This is a genomic window from Brevundimonas sp. TWP1-3, from assembly GCF_049896085.1.
GTDB lineage: Bacteria > Pseudomonadota > Alphaproteobacteria > Caulobacterales > Caulobacteraceae > Brevundimonas.
Map to the genome: position 1 here is coordinate 1 of NZ_JAFCTP010000024.1, position 961 is coordinate 961.

The 961-nt window shown below is 64.3% G+C and carries 1 protein-coding gene; it reads right to left on the bottom strand.

Annotation, left to right across the window (positions count from 1 at the left end; translation table 11 throughout):
* Position 1 precedes the first annotated feature (1 nt).
* The coding region (tuf, locus tag ACP693_RS17700) for an elongation factor Tu (protein ID WP_426050141.1) at positions 2–961 on the bottom strand (960 nt) is incomplete at its 5' end.

Below are 961 nucleotides of genomic sequence, written 5' to 3' on the forward strand. Positions count from 1 at the left end.
ACTACTCGACGATCTTGGCGACGACGCCGGCGCCGACGGTGCGGCCGCCTTCACGGATGGCGAAGCGCAGGCCTTGGTCCATGGCGATCGGGGTGATCAGTTCGACGTTCAGCTCGGCGTTGTCGCCGGGCATGATCATTTCGACGCCTTCCTTCAGGTGAACGATGCCGGTCACGTCCGTGGTGCGGAAGTAGAACTGCGGGCGATAGTTCGTGAAGAACGGCGTGTGACGACCGCCTTCTTCCTTGGTCAGGATGTAGGCTTCGGCCAGGAACTTGGTGTGCGGGGTGATGGAGCCCGGCTTGCACAGCACTTGGCCGCGCTCGACGTCTTCACGCTTGGTGCCGCGCAGCAGGACGCCGACGTTGTCACCGGCTTGACCCTGGTCCAGCAGCTTGCGGAACATTTCGACGCCCGTGCAGGTCGTCTTCTGGACCGGACGGATGCCGACGATTTCGACTTCTTCACCGACCTTGACGATCCCCTTTTCGACGCGACCCGTGACCACGGTGCCGCGGCCCGAGATCGAGAAGACGTCTTCGACCGGCATCAGGAAGGGCAGGTCGACCGGACGTTCCGGCTGCGGGATGTAGGCGTCGACGGTTTCCATCAGGGCCAGAACGCGCTGTTCGCCGATTTCCGGGTTCACGCCGTCGGTCGCGGCCTTGGCCGAACCCTTGGTGATCGGAATGTCGTCGCCGGGGAACTGGTACGACGAGAGCAGCTCGCGCACTTCCATCTCGACCAGTTCCAGCAGTTCTTCGTCGTCGACCAGGTCGACCTTGTTCATGAAAACCACCAGGGCCGGCACGCCGACCTGACGGGCCAGCAGGATGTGCTCGCGCGTTTGCGGCATCGGGCCGTCGGCGGCCGACACCACCAGGATCGCGCCGTCCATCTGCGCGGCGCCGGTGATCATGTTCTTCACATAGTCGGCGTGGCCGGGGCAGTCGACGTGGGC